This window comes from Streptomyces sp. NPDC028368 (assembly GCF_055565615.1).
On record NZ_JBVHTY010000014.1, the window covers coordinates 222,755 to 240,553 of the forward strand.

Annotated in this window: 21 protein-coding genes; 10 read left to right on the top strand and 11 right to left on the bottom strand. The window is 70.8% G+C overall.

Features of this window, described 5'->3' with window-relative positions:
- Positions 1–49: 49 nt before the first annotated feature.
- The 5 genes from ACZ4S3_RS29460 to ACZ4S3_RS29480 form a co-directional block, all read right to left on the bottom strand.
- The gene (locus ACZ4S3_RS29460; RefSeq protein WP_467939424.1) at positions 50–1,012 is read right to left on the bottom strand and encodes an electron transfer flavoprotein subunit alpha/FixB family protein; all 963 of its coding nucleotides are present in this window, start codon (positions 1,010–1,012) and stop codon (positions 50–52) included.
- A 60-nt stretch (positions 1,013–1,072) separates the two neighbouring features.
- Positions 1,073–1,858 (bottom strand): electron transfer flavoprotein subunit beta/FixA family protein, encoded by a 786-nt coding sequence (locus tag ACZ4S3_RS29465; protein WP_467939426.1) that lies wholly within the window; start codon positions 1,856–1,858, stop codon positions 1,073–1,075.
- 212 nt (positions 1,859–2,070) lie between these two features.
- Positions 2,071–2,577: a flavin reductase family protein gene (locus ACZ4S3_RS29470; protein ID WP_467939428.1), complete on the bottom strand. Its 507-nt coding sequence runs from the start codon at positions 2,575–2,577 to the stop codon at positions 2,071–2,073.
- An 86-nt stretch (positions 2,578–2,663) separates the two neighbouring features.
- A complete protein-coding gene (locus ACZ4S3_RS29475) occupies positions 2,664–2,744 on the bottom strand; it encodes a putative leader peptide (RefSeq protein WP_467939472.1) in 81 nt (26 codons plus the stop codon).
- A gap of 58 nt (positions 2,745–2,802) precedes the next feature.
- Positions 2,803–3,222: a thioredoxin family protein gene (locus ACZ4S3_RS29480; RefSeq protein WP_467939430.1), complete on the bottom strand. Its 420-nt coding sequence runs from the start codon at positions 3,220–3,222 to the stop codon at positions 2,803–2,805.
- A 75-nt stretch (positions 3,223–3,297) separates the two neighbouring features.
- Here ACZ4S3_RS29480 and ACZ4S3_RS29485 point away from each other — a divergent pair, with 75 nt between their 5' ends.
- Positions 3,298–3,714: a DUF4395 domain-containing protein gene (locus tag ACZ4S3_RS29485; protein WP_467939432.1), complete on the top strand. Its 417-nt coding sequence runs from the start codon at positions 3,298–3,300 to the stop codon at positions 3,712–3,714.
- Positions 3,715–3,897: 183 nt separating this feature from the next.
- A complete protein-coding gene (locus tag ACZ4S3_RS29490) occupies positions 3,898–4,608 on the top strand; it encodes a lysophospholipid acyltransferase family protein (RefSeq protein ID WP_467939434.1) in 711 nt (236 codons plus the stop codon).
- Positions 4,609–4,629: 21 nt separating this feature from the next.
- On the opposite strand, the gene ACZ4S3_RS29495 is transcribed toward ACZ4S3_RS29490, so the two are convergent.
- The 5 genes from ACZ4S3_RS29495 to ACZ4S3_RS29515 all read right to left on the bottom strand — a co-directional run bounded on the left by ACZ4S3_RS29495 (position 4,630) and on the right by ACZ4S3_RS29515 (position 10,419).
- Entirely contained in the window at positions 4,630–5,328 is a 699-nt protein-coding gene (locus ACZ4S3_RS29495) for a B3/B4 domain-containing protein (protein WP_467939436.1), read from the bottom strand.
- A gap of 383 nt (positions 5,329–5,711) precedes the next feature.
- A complete protein-coding gene (locus ACZ4S3_RS29500; protein WP_467939438.1) occupies positions 5,712–6,782 on the bottom strand; it encodes a threonine aldolase family protein in 1,071 nt (356 codons plus the stop codon).
- Positions 6,779–7,540, bottom strand: a complete 762-nt coding sequence (locus ACZ4S3_RS29505; protein WP_467939440.1) for an SDR family NAD(P)-dependent oxidoreductase — start codon at positions 7,538–7,540, stop codon at positions 6,779–6,781. The genes ACZ4S3_RS29500 and ACZ4S3_RS29505 overlap by 4 nt, the downstream gene beginning before the upstream one ends.
- 59 nt (positions 7,541–7,599) lie before the next feature.
- Positions 7,600–8,997: a DUF6421 family protein gene (locus tag ACZ4S3_RS29510; protein ID WP_467939442.1), complete on the bottom strand. Its 1,398-nt coding sequence runs from the start codon at positions 8,995–8,997 to the stop codon at positions 7,600–7,602.
- 285 nt (positions 8,998–9,282) lie between these two features.
- A complete protein-coding gene (locus ACZ4S3_RS29515) occupies positions 9,283–10,419 on the bottom strand; it encodes an LLM class flavin-dependent oxidoreductase (protein WP_467939444.1) in 1,137 nt (378 codons plus the stop codon).
- 50 nt (positions 10,420–10,469) lie between these two features.
- On the opposite strand from ACZ4S3_RS29515, the gene ACZ4S3_RS29520 reads away from it, so the two are divergent.
- The 5 genes from ACZ4S3_RS29520 to ACZ4S3_RS29540 all read left to right on the top strand — a co-directional run bounded on the left by ACZ4S3_RS29520 (position 10,470) and on the right by ACZ4S3_RS29540 (position 14,714).
- Positions 10,470–11,150 (top strand): PadR family transcriptional regulator, encoded by a 681-nt coding sequence (locus tag ACZ4S3_RS29520; RefSeq protein WP_467939446.1) that lies wholly within the window; start codon positions 10,470–10,472, stop codon positions 11,148–11,150.
- Positions 11,151–11,349: 199 nt separating this feature from the next.
- The gene (locus ACZ4S3_RS29525) at positions 11,350–12,033 is read left to right on the top strand and encodes a glycerophosphodiester phosphodiesterase (RefSeq protein ID WP_467939448.1); all 684 of its coding nucleotides are present in this window, start codon (positions 11,350–11,352) and stop codon (positions 12,031–12,033) included.
- A gap of 121 nt (positions 12,034–12,154) precedes the next feature.
- Positions 12,155–13,036 (top strand): ABC transporter substrate-binding protein, encoded by an 882-nt coding sequence (locus ACZ4S3_RS29530; protein ID WP_467939474.1) that lies wholly within the window; start codon positions 12,155–12,157, stop codon positions 13,034–13,036.
- A 17-nt stretch (positions 13,037–13,053) separates the two neighbouring features.
- Positions 13,054–13,944, top strand: coding sequence for an amino acid ABC transporter permease (locus tag ACZ4S3_RS29535; RefSeq protein ID WP_467939476.1), 891 nt, complete (start codon positions 13,054–13,056; stop codon positions 13,942–13,944).
- On the top strand, positions 13,941–14,714 hold the full coding sequence (locus tag ACZ4S3_RS29540; RefSeq protein WP_467939450.1) for an amino acid ABC transporter ATP-binding protein: 774 nt from the start codon (positions 13,941–13,943) through the stop codon (positions 14,712–14,714). The genes ACZ4S3_RS29535 and ACZ4S3_RS29540 overlap by 4 nt, the downstream gene beginning before the upstream one ends.
- A 21-nt stretch (positions 14,715–14,735) precedes the next feature.
- Here the strand turns inward: ACZ4S3_RS29540 and ACZ4S3_RS29545 are convergent, their stop codons facing one another.
- Entirely contained in the window at positions 14,736–15,287 is a 552-nt protein-coding gene (locus tag ACZ4S3_RS29545) for a GNAT family N-acetyltransferase (protein WP_467939452.1), read from the bottom strand.
- Between the two features lie 103 nt (positions 15,288–15,390).
- Here ACZ4S3_RS29545 and ACZ4S3_RS29550 point away from each other — a divergent pair, with 103 nt between their 5' ends.
- The 3 genes from ACZ4S3_RS29550 to ACZ4S3_RS29560 all read left to right on the top strand — a co-directional run bounded on the left by ACZ4S3_RS29550 (position 15,391) and on the right by ACZ4S3_RS29560 (position 17,711).
- Positions 15,391–15,777: a VOC family protein gene (locus tag ACZ4S3_RS29550; protein WP_467939453.1), complete on the top strand. Its 387-nt coding sequence runs from the start codon at positions 15,391–15,393 to the stop codon at positions 15,775–15,777.
- A gap of 242 nt (positions 15,778–16,019) precedes the next feature.
- Entirely contained in the window at positions 16,020–16,649 is a 630-nt protein-coding gene (locus ACZ4S3_RS29555) for a DUF5134 domain-containing protein (protein WP_467939454.1), read from the top strand.
- Positions 16,650–16,775: 126 nt separating this feature from the next.
- Positions 16,776–17,711 (top strand): M56 family metallopeptidase, encoded by a 936-nt coding sequence (locus ACZ4S3_RS29560; RefSeq protein WP_467939456.1) that lies wholly within the window; start codon positions 16,776–16,778, stop codon positions 17,709–17,711.
- The last annotated feature ends 88 nt before the right edge of the window (positions 17,712–17,799 follow it).

The window sequence follows — 17,799 nt, forward strand, 5'->3', positions numbered from 1 at the left end:
CGGGGCCTCGTGGTCCTGCCGCGGGACGGGCGCGGCAGGGCCGAGGGCCTCAGCCCTTGCGGGTCTTGACCTCTTCGGTGAGCGCCGGGACGACGTCGAACAGGTCGCCGACCACGCCGTAGTCGACCAGGTCGAAGATGGGCGCCTCGGCGTCCTTGTTGATCGCGACGATGGTCTTCGAGGTCTGCATACCGGCACGGTGCTGGATCGCGCCGGAGATGCCCGCGGCGATGTACAGCTGCGGCGAGACCGACTTACCGGTCTGGCCGACCTGGTTGGTGTGCGGGTACCAGCCGGCGTCCACCGCGGCGCGGGAGGCGCCGACGGCCGCGCCGAGCGAGTCGGCGAGCGCCTCGATGACCGGGAAGTTCTCGGCGCCGTTGACGCCGCGGCCGCCGGAGACCACGATCGCGGCCTCGGTCAGCTCCGGGCGGCCCGTCGACTCGCGCGGGGTACGCGAGACGATCTTGGTGCCCTTGGAGGAGTCGGCGATGGTCACCGCGAGCTGCTCGACCGAGCCGGCGGCCGGGGCGGCCTCCGGGGCGGCGGAGTTGGGCTTGACGGTGATGACCGGGGTGCCCTTGGTGATCCGGGACTTGGTGGTGAAGGACGCCGCGAAGACGGACTGCGTCGCCACCGGGCCCTCGTCGCCGGCCTCCAGGTCGACCGCGTCGGTGATGATGCCCGAGCCGATACGGACCGCGAGGCGGGCCGCGATCTCCTTGCCCTCCGCGGAGGACGGCAGCAGCACGGCGGCCGGGGAGACGGCGTCGTAGGCGGCCTGCAGCGCGTCGACCTTGGGGGCGACGAGGTACTCGGCGAACTCGGGGGCGTCGGCGGCCAGCACCTTGACCGCACCGTGCTCGCCGAGGACCTTCGCGGCCTGTTCGGCGTTCGCACCGAGGTGGACGGCTACCGGCTCGCCGATGCGGCGGGCGAGGGTGAGCAGTTCGAGGGTGGGCTTGCGGACGGCGCCGTCCACGTGGTCGACGTAGACAAGAACTTCAGCCATGGGATTGATCTCCTGCGGGAAGAATGAGGGCGGGGGTGGGGACGGAGATTCCGGCGCGGCTCAGATGAACTTCTGGCCCGCGAGGAATTCGGCGAGCTGCTTGCCGCCCTCGCCCTCGTCCTTGACGACCGTGCCCGCCGTACGGGCCGGACGCTCGGTGGCATCGTCGACCTTGGTCCAGGCGCCCTCGAGGCCGACCTCGTCCGCCTCGATCTCCAGGTCCTCCAGGTCCAGGGACTCCACCGGCTTCTTCTTGGCCGCCATGATGCCCTTGAAGGAGGGGTAACGCGCCTCGCCCGACTGGTCGGTGACGGAGATGACGGCCGGCAGCGAAGCCTCCAGCTGCTCGCTGGCCGTGTCGCCGTCACGGCGGCCGGTCACCTTGCCGTCGGCCACGGCGACCTCGGAGAGCTGGGTCACCTGCGGGACGTTCAGCCGCTCGGCGAGCAGCGCGGGCAGCACACCCATCGTGCCGTCGGTGGAGGCCATACCGCAGACGACCAGGTCGTAGCCGGTGTGCTCGATGGCCTTGGCGAGCACGAGCGAGGTGCCCAGCGCGTCGGTGCCGTGCAGGTCGTCGTCCTCGACGTGAACGGCCTTGTCGGCACCCATCGACAGCGCCTTGCGCAGCGCGTCGTTGGCGTCCTCGGGACCGACGGTCAGGACCGTGATCTCCGCCTCGTCGGCAGCTTCCTTGATCTGCAGGGCCTGCTCGACGGCGTACTCGTCGAGCTCCGAGAGCAGACCGTCCACGTCGTCGCGGTCGACGGTCAGGTCCTCGGCGAAGTGCCGGTCGCCGGTGGCGTCGGGCACGTACTTCACACAGACAACGATCCTCAAGCTCACGCCGGCTCTCCTACCTGCTTCGTCTCTTCAGAACTGCCTTGTGCTGGCAGCATAGGCGCCTGTTGGGGCGGCTCCGGGTCGGTTGCGGAACCCCGCGCCGACCCTCATATTACTCGCCAGTACATACAGTCTCGTGCCCCGAATCAAGGCCGTGGAAATGTGACCTTGCCAACGGCCTTGACCGGGGGAAGACGAAGCCGCGCGGGAACCTGTCAGTCCCGCAACGCGTTGAAGCGGCCCTGGTGGTAGACGAGCGGCCGGCCGGGTCCGGCCGGATCGCCGACGACGGGCTGGGCGAGCACGATGCGGTGGTCGCCGGCCGGGACCCTGGCCACGACCTTGCACACGAGCCAGGCCAGCACGCCGTCCAGGAGGGGCACGCCCTCGGGACCGGTGCGCCAGGAGGTGGCCGGGCCGAAGCGGTCCGCACCGCTGCGGGCGAAGGTGGCGGCCAGTTCCTGCTGGTGCTCGCCGAGTATGTGGACGCCGATGTGCTCGGCCTCGGCGACGGCGGGCCAGCTGGAGGCGCCGGTGCCAATACCGAACGAGAGGAGCGGGGGTTCGGCGGCGACGGAGGTCAGGGAAGTGGCGGTGAAGCCGACGGGGCGGGAGCCGTGCGCGGTGATCACCGCGACGCCGGCGGCGTGCTGCCGGAAGACGGAGCGCAGCAGGTCGGGGGTGGCGGTGCGAGGCGTGCCGAGGTCGGGCGAGGCCGTCATGGAGTTGTCCTTCTGATGTGGTGTACGAGCCGAGGCAGGGCTGCCGGCAGCGGCGCGGCGGCCGGCAGCAGTGATGTCGTCGCTGCTCACACGCTCGGACAGCACGCGCTGGCGGTCCGCAGAAGGTCCACGTGCGCGCGTCCGTACAGAAGGGTTCCTGGCCGCATAACGTCAGACTGACGATGCTCGGCCCGCACCGTCAAGTGGCGCCCACCATCTGGGAGATCAATCACGGACGGCCGCGCCCACCGCGGCTATGACATCGGCCTTACGGGGCTGACCCGCCGCGCGGCGCACGATCGCACCGCCCGCGTCGAGCACCAGAACAGTGGGCGTGCGCAGAATGTTCAGGTTCCGTACGAGGTCGAGATGGGCCTCGGCGTCAATCTCCACATGCGCCACCCCGTCCACCATCTCCGCGACCTCCGCAAGGGTCCGCCGGGTGGCGCGGCAGGGCTGGCAGAAGGCGCTGGAGAACTGCACCAGCGTGGCCCGCTCCCCCAGCTCCGTGCCGATCTCGGCGGCGCCCAGCCGCTCACCGTCGTCCCGCCCTCGCACCGTCAGCCTCCCATTGCGACGTTGGTGCCATATGCCGAAGGCGCTCGCCGCCGCGAGCACCGCGATGCACACCATGAGTCCAGTCATCCCAGCCTTCAGCATTCACGAGACCGCAAAGATTCCCGGGATCCGATACGGACCTTTCTGCGGGATGGTGGAGCCATGCCCAACGACAAGCTTGACGTACGGGGCCCGCGGTTCGGCGCGGCGCTCACCACGGTCGTACTGGCAGCCGTGCTGATCACCGGGAGCGGCGCCCTGCTGTCCTTCCAGGCGCTGGTGTTCGCCATAGGAGCGGTGGCCGGTGTCCAGCGCTCCCCCTATGCCTGGCTGTTCAAGGTGGCGGTGCGGCCCCGGCTGTCCCCGCCGGCCGAGTTCGAGGCCGCCGGCCCGCCGCGGTTCGCCCAGAGTGTCGGGCTGTGCTTCGCCGCGGTGGGGCTGGCCGGCTTCTTCCTGGGGCCGCAGTGGCTGGGCCTCGCGGCCACCGGGTGCGCGCTCGCGGCCGCCTTTCTGAACGCGGCCTTCGGGTACTGCCTGGGCTGCGAGATGTACCTTCTCCTACGGAGAACGGCCGGCTGAACCGGGCCCGACGATCTCCACGTGACAAGAATCTCCCGGCCACGGCGGCCGACACGCTGGCCGACACGGCCGCCATCGGGCACGATCTCCCAAAAGCCGCACACTTACGGCCGCGTAGGTTGCAGCTGTACAAAGTCTTCGCCGGGAGAACCCTCCCCAGGCACAGAGAAGGGGTCCCCCGATATGGCCGAGCTCGTCTATCCGCCCGTGATCGGCGCCGCCCGCACCGTTTTCAAGGCGCTCGACCTCAAGTTCGACATCGCGGGGGCGGAGAACATTCCGCGCAGCGGCGGCGCGGTGCTGGTGAGCAATCACATCGGATATCTCGACTTCGTCTTCGCCGGCCTGGCGGCGCGTCCGGCCAAGCGGCTGGTGCGCTTCATGGCGAAGGAGTCGGTCTTCCGGCACAAGGTGTCGGGGCCGCTGATGCGGGCCATGAAGCACATACCGGTCGACCGCGCCCAGGGGATGGGCGCCTACAAGCACGCGCTGAGCGCCCTGGGTTCCGGGGAAATCATCGGTGTCTTCCCCGAGGCGACCATCTCCGAGTCGTTCACCCTGAAGAACTTCAAGTCGGGTGCGGCACGGCTGGCGCAGGAGGCCGGGGTGCCGCTGGTCCCGCTGGCGCTGTGGGGCACCCAGCGGCTGTGGACCAAGGGCCACAAGCGCGATCTGGGGCGTAACCACTTCCCGATCACGATCCGGGTCGGCGAGCCGGTGGAAGCCGACCCCGCCGAACAGGCCGAGAAGATCACCGACCGCCTGCGTGCCCGTGTCCAGGACCTCCTGGAGGCGGCCCAGCGCGCCTACCCCGTACGCCCCAAGGGTCCCGAGGACACCTGGTGGATCCCGGCCCACCTGGGCGGCACGGCTCCGGCGGCACCGGGCGCGTAACGGCGGCCGGGCCCGGCCGGTTCACTGCGACCAGACGTCACCGATCTCGATCCGGGCATCCGGGCAGGCCTTCTGCAGCGCCTCGGCCAGCTCGGCGCCCGCGGCCGTCAGCTCGTCCAGGGACATCGGGGCCATCCGCTCCAGCAGGAACAGGGCGCTGACCGAGTCCTCGGTCAGGCGGGTGCGGACGCCCTGGCGCCAGTTCCAGCGGCGGCAGGTGACGCCCTGGTCGTCGCACCACACGACCTCACCGGGCTCGGGGTGCTCGACGACCTCGGCGCCGCCCGCCGCGGTCGCGAACGGCTCCTCGCCGGTGGCCCGCACGAGCCGCATATCGCCCTGGATACGGTCCAGGTCCTCGCCGCCGACGGGGATGAGGTGGGCGACGCTGATGGCGTTGTAGAGATCGACCAGGCGGTTGATCCGGGGCAGCCCGCCGTCCGCGAGGGCGCGCTTGGCCAGCGCCTCGGCGGAGTTGCGCGTCCGTGAGGGCTTGGTACCGAAGGCGGTGTACGCGGCGCGCCAGGCGGCGATATGCGGGTCGTCCTGCGGCGCGCGGCCCCCCAGACGCCCGGCGAGCCGGCGGGTGGCCTCCTCCAACAAGGCCGAACTGGCCTCGTCGCTGGGCCCGTTGGTCAGCCCGTACGCCTCGATGGCAAGGTGCCCGAAACCGGGAGCGAGGGCGCGCACCTCGTCGGAAATGTGCAGGGGACGGGTCATCGGTGGCCGCCTCAGAGGTCGATGGTGAGCAGCGAGTCACGGCCGGCCGACGGCCTGCCGGTGGCATTGGAGCACAGCGGGATGCAGTTCAGCAAATAGCACCGAACAGTCCACTCCATTAGACTCTGACCGGATGGGACAGGCCGGTGGGAGTGCATGTATGCGGTCAGCTGAACCCTACGGATCACAGAGTGCACCCGACCCGAAACGCACACCCCCACCGACCCGTTTTCCACCCACCCGTGGGAGGGGCCGCGCCGCAGGACGAAGTCCGGAGGCGTGGCACCGCACCCGACAAAACCACGCCCGCCGCAGGCGCAACGACGCGAAACCACCACGGCGGGACAGACAACAACGTGGGGCCAAAAGCCAAGCGCAGCGGATCAGCGCCCGATCTCCCCCCGAAGCGCCTCGAGGAATCCGTCCACGTCCTCCTCGGCCGTGTCGAACGAGCACATCCAGCGCACATCCCCGGCCTGCTCGTCCCAGAAGTAGAAGCGGTACCGCTTCTGGAGGCGCTCGCTGACATCGTGCGGAAGGCGGGCGAAGACCGCGTTGGACTGCACCGGGTAGAGAATCTCGACGCCGTCGATCTCCCGCACCCCGGCCGCCAGCCGCTCCGCCATGGTGTTGGCGTGCCGGGCGTTGCGCAGCCACAGGTCCTTGGCGAGCAGAGCCTCCAGCTGGACGGAGACGAAGCGCATCTTCGAGGCCAGCTGCATGGACAGCTTGCGCAGATGCTTCATGGCCCGTACGGCGTCGGGGTTGAGGACGATCACCGCCTCGCCGAAGACGGCACCGTTCTTGGTGCCGCCGTAGGAGAGGATGTCGACGCCGACGGCGTTGGTGAAGGCCCGCATCGGGACGTCCAGCGTCGCCGCGGCGTTGGCTATCCGCGCGCCGTCCAGATGGACCAGCATGCCCCGCTCGTGGGCGTGGTCGCAGATCGCCCGGACCTCGTCGGGCGTGTAGACCGTGCCCAGCTCCGTGCTCTGGGCGATCGAGACGACCTGCGGCATGGCACGGTGCTCGTCGTCCCAGCCGAACGCCTGCCGGTCGATCAGCTCGGGGGTGAGCTTGCCGTCCTCGGTCGGTACGGTGAGCAGCTTGAGTCCGCCGACCCGCTCGGGCGCGCCGCACTCGTCGACGTGGATGTGCGCGGACTCGGCGGCGATCACCGCCCCCCAGCGGTCGGTGACCGCCTGGAGGGCGACGACGTTGGCGCCGGTGCCGTTGAACACCGGGAACGCCTCGGCGCGCTGGCCGAAGTGGCTGCGGATGACACGCTGGAGGTGCGCGGTGTAGTCGTCCTCGCCGTAGGCGACCTGGTGGCCGCCGTTGGCGAGGGCGATCGCGGCGAGGATCTCCGGGTGGGCGCCCGCGTAGTTGTCACTGGCGAAGCCGCGTACCTGGGTGTCGTGGTGCTGCCGGGCGTCGGTTGTCGCTCCGCTCACGGCTCGGGGGTCAGCCACAGACGCTGTCCATTCACTTCCTGGGCGGGCCGGTTCCAGACCCCGGTGATGGCCTCGGCCAGCTCCGTGACATCCGTGAAGCCCGCGAACTTGGCGTTCGGTCGCTCGGCGCGCATCTGGTCGTTGACGAGCGCCTTCACGACCAGAATGGCAGCCGCGGCGCGCAGCCCCTGCTCGCCCCCCGACTTGCGCAGGCCGTCCGCCATGGCGAGCGTCCAGGCTTCGGCGGCCGCCTTGGACGCGGCGTAGGCGGCGTTGCCCCCGGTGGGCTTGCTGGCGCCGGCCGCGCTGATGAGCAGAAAGCGGCCGTTGCCGCTGCGCTCCAGGGCGTCCTGGAAGGCGAGGGAGGTGTGCTGGACGGTACGGATCAGCAGCTTGTGCAGCACCTCCCAGTCCGTCAGATTGGTCTCCGCGAAGGTCGACGAACCGCGCCAGCCGCCGACGAGGTGCACCAGGCCGTCGATGCGGCCGAATTCCTTCTCCGTACGGTCCGCCCATTCGCGGGTCTGGTCCAGGTCGAGAAGATCGACGGTGTCCCCTATGACCGTGGCGCCGCCGTGCGCATAGCGGGCGGCGTCGACGGCCTGCGCCAGGCGCTCGGGGTCCGCATCGGCGCCGACCACCACCGCGCCCGCCTCGGCGAGCCGCAGCAGCGTGGCGCGCCCGGCCGGTCCGGCCGCTCCCGCCACCGCGATGACCGCGCCCTCAAGCGGCCCGTGGCCGCCCGTCGAAGTAACCATCTCCGTAGCCTCCTCGTCCTGCCCCTGGACGGCCGCCCGCCGGGTGTCCCGCTCGGTCTTCACGCCGCCGCCAGTGCATCGCTGCCGGCCGTGATGCCCTCGGTGGAGGCGATCACCGTACGCAGCTTCTTGCGCAGCGCCTCGTAGAACATGCTGAGCGGGAACTCGTCCGGGAGCACGTCGTCCACGAGTTTGCGCGGCGGCTGGTCCAGGTCGAGGGCGTCCGGCCCCTTGGCCCAGACCGAACCCGGGTGCGGGGCGAGGTAGGTCGAGACGAGGTCGTACGCGGCGAACCAGTGGACCAGCTTGGGTCGGTCGATGCCGTCGCGGTAGAGCTGTTCGATCTCGCCGCACAGCTGGTTGGTGACCTTGGGCGCCCGCTCCCAGTCGATGTGGAGTGTGTTGTCCGTCCAGCGTACGACGTCGTGCTTGTGCAGGTAGGCGAAGAGCAGCTGCCCGCCGAGGCCGTCGTAGTTGCGGACCCGGTCGCCGGTGACGGGGAACCGGAACATCCGGTCGAAGATCACTGCGAACTGCACATCACGCGCCTGGCGGTAGCCCTCGGCCTCCAGCTTCACGGCCTCCTTGAAGGCGGTGAGGTCGCAGCGCAGCTCCTCGAGGCCGTACATCCAGAACGGCTGCCGCTGCTTGATCATGAACGGGTCGAACGGCAGGTCGCCGTGGCTGTGGGTGCGGTCGTGGACCATGTCCCACAGGACGAACGCCTCCTGGCAGCGCTCCTGGTCGGTGAGCATCTCGCGGATGTCCTCGGGGAGTTCGACACCGAGCGTCTCGATGGCGGCCTCGCTGACCCGGCGGAAGCGGGCGGCCTCACGGTCGCAGAAGATGCCGCCCCAGCTGAACCGCTCGGGGGCCTCGCGCACCGCGATGGTCTCGGGGAAGAGCACGGCGGAGTGGGTGTCGTAGCCGGCCGTGAAGTCCTCGAAGGTGATGCCGCAGAAGAGGGCGTTGTCGTAGCGGGTGCGCTCCAGCTCGGCGAGCCAGTCGGGCCAGACCATGCGCAGCACGACGGCCTCGAAGTTACGGTCCGGGTTGCCGTTCTGCGTGTACATCGGGAACAGGACCAGGTGCTGGAGGCCGTCGGCGCGCTGCCGGGCGGGATGGAAGGCGAGCAGCGAGTCGAGGAAGTCCGGCACGCCGAAGCCGTCGGCGGCCCAGCGGCGCAGATCGGCGACGAGCGCCTGGTGGTAGACGGCGTCGTGCGGCAGGAGCGGGGCGAGCTCCATGACGGCCGTTATCACGCGGTCGACCTCGGTCCGTACGGCGTCGGCGGACGGCGCACCCGCCGCCTCCAGGTCGATCGAGCCGTCCTTGGACTGCCACGGGCGGATGGTCTCGACGGCGTCCTTGAGGACGGGCCACGCCGGGTGCTCGACCACACGCTCTGCGGTCGTGGTGGCCCCCGGGGGACCCACAGGCGAAAGAATTTCCGTCATGACTGCCCTCCGGCGGTAGATCGTCTTGTCAGGACACCGTAACCAGCCAAGGATCGCCCGCTCAAGAGGAGCCGGTGAAAATTTTTCCGCGCAGACCCCGCGCTGACGCATTTTTTTCCTGCGAGCGGCGACCGGAGCGAGACGTTCTGCCCTTACGGGCAACGGAATCTGGCATTCCTCCGGGGAGCGGAACGGGGTCGCAGTGGGGCCGAACCGCGAAACCTCTCCGGCGGTATGGCATATGCCACACCGCCGCCCCGGACGCCCGTCCACCCGGAGATCACCTCACCGCGAGTCGGCCGCGAAGTGCGGAATGACCTTTTCACCCCATTGGCGGATGGTCTCCATGCAGACCTCCTGGGGGACCGTGCCCATCTGTATGAGGCACATGACCTCGTCGGCGCCGGCCGCCCGCAGCCGCTCCACGTAGGCGATCGCGTCCTCGGCGGTGCCGTAGGCGTGGTCGGCGTGGAAGGTGGCGGTGGAGGTGGGGCGGACGGGGATGCGCTGCTCGCTGAGGCGGGCCACGACCTGCTCGGCCGCCTGCCGCAGCTCGGCCTCGGCCTGCGCGGCACTCGCGCCGGCCACGACCGCCTCGTCTGGCAGTCCGGCGCCGCCGTACCAGTAGCCGATCGACTGGGCGAAGAACCGCTGGCCGCGCAGCCCGACGGCGCGGGCCCGGTCGCGGTCGTCGAGCACGATCGTCGGGCAGAGCGCGGCGAAGTGGTCGTTGATCTGCGAGGAGACCAGTCCGTCGCCGGTACGCGCCGCGCGCGCGGCGTCGTAGGCGCCCCGCATCTCGGCCACGGCCTCCGGCCCGGCGAAGCCCATGACCAGGGCGCCGAGCCCCATGTCGGCCGCCTGCCGCAGGGTGTCGGTGCGGCTGCAGGCCAGGAACAGCGGCGGGTGCGGCCTCTGGTGCGGCCGGGGCAGGATCGGGTGCGGCGGGATGTCGATCAGCTCGCCGTGGTACTCCAGCTCCTCGTCCTGCCAGGCGCGGCCGATGATGCGCAGCGCCTCCTGGACCTCCTGAGCCGTGCGGTCCCGGTCGACGCCGCACAGCGAGGTCTCCTGCTCGGTACCGCCGCGCCCGGCGCCGAGGTCGAGCCGGCCGCCGGAGAGCAGGTCGAGGGTGGCGGCGCGCTCGGCGACCCGCGCCGGGTGGTTGAAGCGGAACGGCATGCAGACCACACCGTGCCCGATGCGGATGGTGCTGGTCCGGGCCGCGACCCAGGTCAGGAAGATCTCCGGGGCGCTCATGTGCGCGTACCACTTCAGCGAGTGGTGCTCGACGGCCCAGATCCGGTCGAAGCCCATCCGCTCGGCCAGCACGGCCTGCTCGACGCTGTCGTGGAAGAGCTGGTGCTCGCGCTCGACGGTCGGATCGGCGAGCTGGGCCTCGAAGATGACCGAGAACTTCATGGCGTCTCCCGGGGTTGCGTTCCGGCGAACTCCTTATTTCAATCAGCTATATGACTAGCCGTCAGATATCGAAGAAGCAAGAGATGCGGCAGCGCACGGAGCCCGGCCCGCTGCCGCTCACCGGGTGGGCGGTACTCGGTCTGCTCTCCTTCCGCGGCGAGCGCACCGGCTACGAGCTGAAGAAGTGGGCGGACTCCTCGCTGCGGTTCTTCTACTGGTCGCCGGCCATCAGCCAGATCTACGCGGAGCTGCGCCGGCTGGAGGCGCTGGGGTATGCCACGTCGCGCCGCTCGGGCCCGGAGGAGCCGCGGGCCACCCGCCGTTACACGATCACCGAGGCCGGGCGCGGTGCGCTCACCCACTGGGCCGACGGCGCCGACGACCCCGGTGCGCCGGTCCTCAAGCACCCGCTGGTGCTGCGTGTCTGGCTGGGCCATCTCGCCGCCCCCGACACCCTGCGCGCCCTGGTGGAGCAGCACATCGAACGGACCCGCGGCGAGCTCAAGGAGGTACGGGACGCCCGGCTGCGCGCCGAGAGGGTCGAGGAATGGGAGTTCCCGCGGGTCGCGCTGGGCTGGAGCGAGCGGCAGCATCTGGCGGAGCTGGAGCTGGCCGGGGCGATGCTGGCAGACCTGGACCGGCTCGGCGCGGCCCGGCGGGAGCGGCCGGACGGGGGCGACTCGCCCGGCGGCGGACCGGCGCGCCCGGGGATGACGCCGGATGGTGCGTAGATGCCGCGGCGCCGGGGCACTCGTACGGGTTAGGGAGCACTTGTCCCTACAGCGCTGCGGCTCGGAACGGATTAGGCTGTGCGCCATTTCGGGCAGCAGTTTGTCGACGGTCGACACTTTCCGGTCGGCATTTCCGGCCGACACTTTCCGGTCGACACTTTCACACCGACAGTAGCGAACCGACAGAAGCGAGGCAGCCTTGTCCTTTCTCACCATCGGACACCGCGGGGTCATGGGCGTGGAGCCGGAGAACACCCTGCGGTCCTTCGTGCGCGCCGAGCACGAGGGCCTCGATGTCATCGAACTGGATCTGCATCTGAGCAAGGACGGCGCGCTCGTGGTGATGCACGACGCGGACGTGGACCGTACGACCGACGGCACCGGCCCGATCGCCGAGCGCACGCTCGCCGAACTGCGTGAGCTGGACGCCGGGCGGGGCGAGCGGATCCCGGTCTTCGAGGAGGTCGTGGAGGCGGTGAAGGCGCCGCTGCAGGCGGAGATCAAGGACGTGGCGGCCGCTCAGGCGCTGGCGGAGGTCATGCGCTCGCGCGATCTGACCGGCCGGATCGATGTGATCTCCTTCCACGACGAGGCGCTGGCCGCGATCCGCACGCTGCTGCCGGGCGTCCGCACCGCCCTGGTGGGCAGCCGTTACGGCAGCGATGTCGTCGACCGCGCCCAGGCCGTCGGCGCGAGCATGCTGTCGCTCAATATCCGCCGGCTCACCCTCGAACTGGTCGAGCGGGCGCACGCCGCGCATCTGAAGGTCCTGGGCTGGACGGTCAACACCCACGATCAGCTCCGGCTCGCGCGCGGACTGGGTCTGGACGGTGTGGTGACCGACCAGCCCGAGATCCGGCGGGCGGTGCGCTTCACCGCGTAGCGCGCCGGGGGCGGCCGTACGCGGAAATCCGCAGTTCACAGCCGCGCAATGTCATTCCAGCATGCGGACTGTTCGCCCGATGATCTCGACAGACGCCGGTGCGCACTGCCACTCTCCCGCCATGCGCCTCGTCAACCGCCCCCTCCGCCTTGCCGCTTCGGCCGGCGTCGTACTGCTCACCGCGGCCGTCGGCTGTGCCCCGCAGAGCGCGTCCTCCGGTGGCGGCTCCGCCGCCGGGCGGGGCAAACACAGCTGTGCGCGCGGCAAGCTGGCCACCGTGGCATCCGGCAGGCTCACGGTGGGCACCGACAACCCCGCATACGCACCATGGTTCGCCGACGACGACCCGGCCAACGGCAAGGGCTTCGAATCGGCCGTCGCCTACGCCGTGGCCAGGCAACTGGGCTACGGCAAGGGCGCGGTGCGCTGGCAGACCGTGCCGTTCAACAACGCGTTCGCGCCCGGTGTGAAGAAGTTCGACTTCGACCTCAATCAGATCTCCATCAGCGCCTCGCGCAAGCGAGCCGTGGCGTTCTCCTCCGGCTACTACGACGTGCGGCAGGCGGTCATCGCACTCAAGGGCTCCAAGGCCGCGAAGGCGAAGAGCGTCGCCGACCTCAAGGACGCCAAGCTCGGCGCGCAGGTCGGCACCACCAGCCTCGATGTCATCAACGACACCATCCGGCCGAGCCAGTCCCCGGCCGTCTTCCAGAAGAACGACCTGGCCAAGTCCGCGCTGAAGAACGGGCAGGTCGACGCGATCGTGATCGATCTGCCGACCGCCTTCTACATCACCTCGGCCGAGGTCAAGGACGCCAAGGTCGTGGGGCAGTTCCGCACCGGCGGCACGGCCAAGGAACAGTTCGGGCTGGTCCTGGACAAGGAGAGCCGGCTCACCGGGTGTGTCACGGCCGCGGTGGACGCGCTGCGCAAGGACGGCACGCTGGCCGCACTGGAGAAGAAGTGGCTGACCGATGCCGCGGCCGCGCCGGTGCTCAAGTGACGTACGGGCAGGGCGCGTTGGAGAGCGTGGTGGAGAAGGAGCCGGTGGCCGGCGGCGCTGACGTCTATGTGCCCTCGCGGCGGCGGATCGAGCGGGAGCGGTTCAAGCGGGCGCGGGCCCGGCGCGCGACCGCCATTGCCGCGCTGAGCACTCTCGTCACCGGTGTGGTGCTCTTCCTCGTCGTCACCACCTCCCCCGGCTGGCCGCGCACCCGCGAGACCTTCTTCAGCGCCGAATACGCCCGCAAGGCGCTGCCGAAGGTACTGGAGGGACTGCTGCTGAACCTGCAGTTGCTGGTGGTGTGCGGGGCGGCGGTGCTGGCGATCGGGCTGCTGCTGGCGATCGCCCGGACGCTGCGGGGGCCGGTGTTCTTCCCGCTGCGCGCCCTGGCCACCGCGTACACCGACTTCTTCCGCGGACTGCCGCTGATCATCTGCCTGCTGATGGTGGTCTTCGGGGTCCCCGCGCTGCGGCTCCAGGGTGTGACCTCCGATCCGGTGGTGCTCGGCGGCTCGGCGCTGGTGCTGACGTATTCGGCGTATGTGGCCGAGGTCTTCCGGGCGGGCATCGAGTCCGTCCACCCCTCGCAGCGGGCCGCGGCCCGGTCCCTGGGTCTCTCCAGCGGCCAGGCGCTGCGCTACGTCGTGCTGCCGCAGGCCGTACGGCGAGTGGTGCCGCCGCTGCTGAACGATCTGGTGTCGCTGCAGAAGGACACCGGTCTGGTCTCCATCGCGGGCGCGGTGGACGCGGTCTACGCCGCGCAGATCATCGCCGGCAAGGACTTCAACTACACGCCGTATGTCGTCGCCGGGCTGGTGTTCGTCGTGCTGACCATTCCGATGACGCGCTTCACGGACTGGGTCACCACGCGGATGGACCGCCGGCGCGCCCAGGGAGGGACGGTATGAGGACGACGGACGGTGGCGACGGCGGGCCGGTGCTGCGGCTGGAGTCCGTGCGCAAGACGTACGGGCGGGGCACGGTCGTCCTGCGGGACGTGGATCTGGAGGTGCCGCCGCACACCGTGACGGCGCTGATCGGCGCTTCCGGGTCGGGCAAGTCCACGCTGCTGCGCTGCGCGAACCTGCTGGAGGAGATCGACGACGGCGCGATCTTCCTGGACGGTGCGGAGATCACCGATCCGCGGGCGGACGCGGACGCCGTACGGCGCCGGATCGGCGTGGTCTTCCAGGCCTACAACCTCTTCCCGCACATGACCGTGCTGGACAACATCACGCTGGCGCCGCGCCGGGTGCACGGCGTGCCGCGCGCCGAGGCGGAGGCGCGCGCCCGCGAGCTGCTGGAGCGCCTGGGGCTCGGCGGACGGGCCGGCGAGTACCCGGACCGGCTCAGCGGCGGTCAGCAGCAGCGGGTGGCGATCGTACGTGCGCTGGCGGGGCGGCCCCGGCTGCTCCTCCTGGACGAGATCACCGCGGCGCTCGACCCGGAGCTGGTCGGCGAGGTGCTCGGCGTCGTCCGCGACCTCAAGGAGGACGGGATGACGATGGTGATCGCGACCCATGAGATGAGCTTCGCCCGCGAGGTGGCCGATCAGGTGTGCTTCCTGGACGGCGGCGTCGTTCTGGAACGCGGCGCGCCCGAGCAGGTTTTCGGCGACCCGCAGCACGGCCGCACCCGGCAGTTCCTGGAACGGATCATCGCGGCCGGGCGGCTGTAGCGCGGCCACCGGCCGCCCGGCTCAGCCCAGCGCCTTGACCAGCAGCTCGAACTCCAGATCAGCGCGCTGCGGGACACCGAACCGCTCGTCGCCGTACGGGAACGGGGTGAGCTCGCCGGTGCGCCGGTAGCCGCGGCGCTCGTACCAGGCGATCAGCTCCTCGCGCTGGCGGATCACCGTCATCCGCATCTCGCAGGCACCCCAGGCGGTCTGTGCGGTCCGCTCCGCCTCCGCGATGATCACCTTGCCGAGGCCGCCGCCCTGGAGCGCCGGGCGGACCGCGAACATGCCGAAGTAGGCGTGGTCACCGCGGTGTTCGAGCTGGCAGCAGGCGATCAGTTCACCGTCCCGCTCGGCTATCAGCAGCCGGCTGCTCTCGCTGCGCACCACGGCGGCGACACCGTCCGGGTCGGTGCGCTGCCCCTCCAGCAGATCCGCCTCGGTCGTCCAGCCGGCCCGGCTCGCGTCCCCGCGGTAGGCCGACTCTATGAGCCCGACGAGCCCGGGGATGTCGGCGTCGACGGCGGTACGGAAGGTCAGCTGGCCGGTTGTCGGCTGGATGGTGGAGGACATGGTGCGAGGCTAACAAGAGGTGCGGCCGCGATGTCAGGGCCTTTCGTCCCGGCACCGCCCCGCCGCCGGGGCCCGCGCGCCTCGGCGGCGTAGGGTCCGTCCCATGGTGCAGGTACTGAGCAGCAGGGTGCTGGTGCGGCCGTCCGACCCCGCGCGGTCGAGGGCGTTCTACGGGGAGACGCTGGGGCTGGAGATCTACCGGGAGTTCGGTACGGGGCCCGATCGCGGCACCGTGTACTTCCTCGGCGGCGGTTTCCTGGAGGTCTCCGGGCGCTCCGCGGAGCCCGCCACGGGCACGCTTCAGCTCTGGCTCCAGGTGGCGGACGCGGCGGCGGCGCACGAGGAGCTGGTGGCGCGCGGGGTGGAGGTGCTGCGGCCGCCGGTGCGGGAGCCGTGGGGGCTGATCGAGATGTGGCTGACGGATCCGGACGGCCACCGGATCGTGGTGACCGAGGTCCCCGCCGACCATCCGCTCCGCTACCGCCCCTGACGACCGCCCCTGACGGCTCCCCCGGGACCGGAGCCCCTCGGTCACGTTCCGAGCGATCGTCCTTGAGCGTCGACTCCGCACGCCAACGCGCACGTTCGCGCCTCTCGGCGCTGTCTGCGCTCCCCCGGTGCGCCGGTGCGCTCCCATACGCCCGCCCGGAGTTGGGCAGCCTGCCGTCGTGCGGGACCGACGCCCCGCACCGGTGCGGGCTGCCCGTGACACCGGGCGTGGGGAGGTGCTCCGTGCACGGACCGTCTTGGGTCGGCTGGCTGCTGGTGCTGCTGTGTGGCGCGGCGGGTGCGTACTGCCTGTCACGGGTGCGCGCGGGCACCGCCGCGCACCGGGTGGAAGTGCGCGGCGAGGGGCTGATGGGACTGGGTATGGCGGTGATGTCGCTGCCCGCCTCGGCCGTCGCCCCGCCGTCGTGGTCGCCCTGGCTGTTCGTCGGCGCTTTCGGGGCGATGGGGCTGTGGGCGCTGGCGCGGCGTCATCTCCATCACGCGGTGGGTGCGCTGGCGATGGTCTATATGGCGTGGGTAATGGTCGTGCCCCCGGCCGGAGGGGGGTACGTCGGCGGTGGGTACGTCGGCGGTGCGGCGCACCTTGGCCACCTGAACCGGACGGGTGAGGTGAGCGAGATGGCTCAGATGGGGCAGATGGGTCACTCGATGCCGGGCGGGGTGCCGCTGCTGACCGGGCTGTTGCTCGCCTACTACACCGTTTTCGTCATCGCCGCCGGAATCCGTCTCGCACCCGCGGCCGTGGTGACCGATGGCCCGGTGGCCGCGGCGGGCGGTGGGCGGCCCGCTGTGGTGGGCGCCTGCCGGGTGGCGATGGGGATCGCCATGTTCGCCATGCTGCTGACGCTCTGACCTGCAACGGACGCGCCCTCGCGGGTTCCACGGCCGGATGCGTTTCACACCCCGCGCGATGGTGGCGTACGTCACATACACCGCACGGCCGTACCCACTGGTAGCCCGCGCTCATAGGCTGACGCCATGATGGTCCCCCTCGCGCTGATGGTTCTCGGCGTGCTGGCCGCGGCGATGGCGCCGCGCCTGATGGCCCGTTCCGACTGGCCCGACCGCGAGCCGGTGCTCGCCCTGTGGGTGTGGCAGTGCGTGGTGGCCGGTGTGCTGCTGTGCTGTGTGCTCGCGATGTCGCTGAGCGCGGCCGCGGCCTGGGAAACCGTCCGCAGCCCGATATTCGGGTTCGCGCCACGGGTGGTCGTCGAGGCGTATGCGCTCCAGCCGCACGGGCCGTGGGCGGGGGCTCTGGCCCTCTTCCTGGCGGGCGGTGGCGCATGGACGGCCGTCGCCCTGACCCGTGAGGTACGGACCGTACGCGCCCGCCGCCGGCAGAACCGGGCCGACCTGCTGCGCCGTTCCCCGCTGCTGCCCGGCGAGCAGCCCTCCAGGGAGCGTCTGGTCGTCCTGGAGGGGGACCGCCCCGAGGCCTGGTGGCTGCAGCAGTCCTCGCCCCAACTGGTCATCACCACCTCGGCGTTGCGCAGGCTGAAGGGCCGTCAGCTCGATGCTCTGATCGCCCATGAGCAGGGGCACGCCCGTGCCCGGCACGATCTCCTCCTCTACTGCGCTTCCGCGCTGGCCGTCGGCTTTCCGCAGATTCCGGTCTTCGCCGCCTTCCGTGACCAGGTGCACCGGCTGGTCGAGCTGGCCGCCGACGACTCGGCCTCGCGCCGCTTCGGCCGGCTGACGATCGCCCTGGCGCTGGTCGAACTCAACGAGGACCGCGGGGTGTTCGGGCCCTGTCCGACCCAGCTCGCGCAGGTCCCGCAGCGGGTGGACCGGCTGCTTACGGCCGCGCCCCGCTTCACCCCCGGCCGCCGGCTGCGGATGACCGCCTGCGCGGCCCTGGTCCCGGCGGTACCGCTGCTGGTGGCCTTCATCCCCGGGCTCAGCGCGCTGGCCTAGGGCCTGTCGTTTGGATCAGGTCGGATCAGGGAGCGGGGTCTGGTGCGTGCAGCTGCAAGGCGGAGGATTGAGGCAACGCGGAGCATTG

Bases quoted from the DNA above. Each gene is read 5' to 3' on its own strand.
- ACZ4S3_RS29460 (WP_467939424.1), bottom strand. From the start codon at position 1,012: ATGGCTGAAGTTCTTGTCTACGTCGACCACGTGGACGGCGCCGTCCGC.
- ACZ4S3_RS29505 (WP_467939440.1), bottom strand. From the start codon at position 7,540: ATGGTTACTTCGACGGGCGGCCACGGGCCGCTTGAGGGCGCGGTCATC.
- ACZ4S3_RS29490 (WP_467939434.1), top strand. From the start codon at position 3,898: ATGGCCGAGCTCGTCTATCCGCCCGTGATCGGCGCCGCCCGCACCGTT.
- ACZ4S3_RS29485 (WP_467939432.1), top strand. From the start codon at position 3,298: ATGCCCAACGACAAGCTTGACGTACGGGGCCCGCGGTTCGGCGCGGCG.
- ACZ4S3_RS29520 (WP_467939446.1), top strand. From the start codon at position 10,470: ATGACTAGCCGTCAGATATCGAAGAAGCAAGAGATGCGGCAGCGCACG.
- ACZ4S3_RS29475 (WP_467939472.1), bottom strand. From the start codon at position 2,744: ATGCGGCCAGGAACCCTTCTGTACGGACGCGCGCACGTGGACCTTCTG.
- ACZ4S3_RS29515 (WP_467939444.1), bottom strand. From the start codon at position 10,419: ATGAAGTTCTCGGTCATCTTCGAGGCCCAGCTCGCCGATCCGACCGTC.
- ACZ4S3_RS29545 (WP_467939452.1), bottom strand. From the start codon at position 15,287: ATGTCCTCCACCATCCAGCCGACAACCGGCCAGCTGACCTTCCGTACC.
- ACZ4S3_RS29495 (WP_467939436.1), bottom strand. From the start codon at position 5,328: ATGACCCGTCCCCTGCACATTTCCGACGAGGTGCGCGCCCTCGCTCCC.
- ACZ4S3_RS29530 (WP_467939474.1), top strand. From the start codon at position 12,155: ATGCGCCTCGTCAACCGCCCCCTCCGCCTTGCCGCTTCGGCCGGCGTC.
- ACZ4S3_RS29480 (WP_467939430.1), bottom strand. From the start codon at position 3,222: ATGACTGGACTCATGGTGTGCATCGCGGTGCTCGCGGCGGCGAGCGCC.
- ACZ4S3_RS29560 (WP_467939456.1), top strand. From the start codon at position 16,776: ATGATGGTCCCCCTCGCGCTGATGGTTCTCGGCGTGCTGGCCGCGGCG.
- ACZ4S3_RS29470 (WP_467939428.1), bottom strand. From the start codon at position 2,577: ATGACGGCCTCGCCCGACCTCGGCACGCCTCGCACCGCCACCCCCGAC.
- ACZ4S3_RS29510 (WP_467939442.1), bottom strand. From the start codon at position 8,997: ATGACGGAAATTCTTTCGCCTGTGGGTCCCCCGGGGGCCACCACGACC.
- ACZ4S3_RS29550 (WP_467939453.1), top strand. From the start codon at position 15,391: ATGGTGCAGGTACTGAGCAGCAGGGTGCTGGTGCGGCCGTCCGACCCC.
- ACZ4S3_RS29540 (WP_467939450.1), top strand. From the start codon at position 13,941: ATGAGGACGACGGACGGTGGCGACGGCGGGCCGGTGCTGCGGCTGGAG.